Origin of the sequence: Streptosporangium heterodermiicola, from assembly GCF_051390675.1 — a bacterium.
Taxonomy (GTDB): domain Bacteria; phylum Actinomycetota; class Actinomycetes; order Streptosporangiales; family Streptosporangiaceae; genus Streptosporangium.
This window is the reverse complement of the sequence record NZ_JBPJSR010000122.1, coordinates 1-386: the sequence shown is the minus strand read 5'-3', so window position 1 is coordinate 386 and position 386 is coordinate 1. Positions and strand designations below refer to the sequence as shown.

Genomic DNA, 386 nt, shown 5'->3' with positions numbered 1-386 from the left:
TGCAGCTGACCCCGCCGGAGATCGGCTGGCAGTCGGTGTCGGTGGAGGTGACGCCCGCCCCGGTCACCCTGATGAGACCGCTGCCGCCCTCGGCCAGGGTGATCAGGTCGGATCCGGTCGTGCCGGTGACCGACAGGCCGCCGAGGCTCACGGTCACGTTGATCGGCGCGGCCGCCTGGGCGGGAGCCGACAGCGACACCATGCCGGCCAGACCGGCGACGGTGAGGGCGAGGGCGGCGATGTGACGACGCATTTCATTCAGTCCTTCGATTCGGTGATCCCGGCCCCCGTCGGGCCGATGACCCAAGGAAACCGCCTCATCCCTCTCTGGTCTGTGGCGAAATGCGCGCCCGGTACCGGCCCAAATACCTACGGGACGAAGGCGG

The 386-nt window shown here is 69.4% G+C and carries 1 protein-coding gene; it reads right to left on the bottom strand.

Going from position 1 to position 386, the window contains the following annotated elements:
- A partial coding sequence (locus ACSC1Q_RS43170) for a hypothetical protein (protein WP_436764541.1) occupies positions 1–253 on the bottom strand: 253 nt, incomplete at its 3' end.
- Positions 254–386 lie beyond the last annotated feature (133 nt).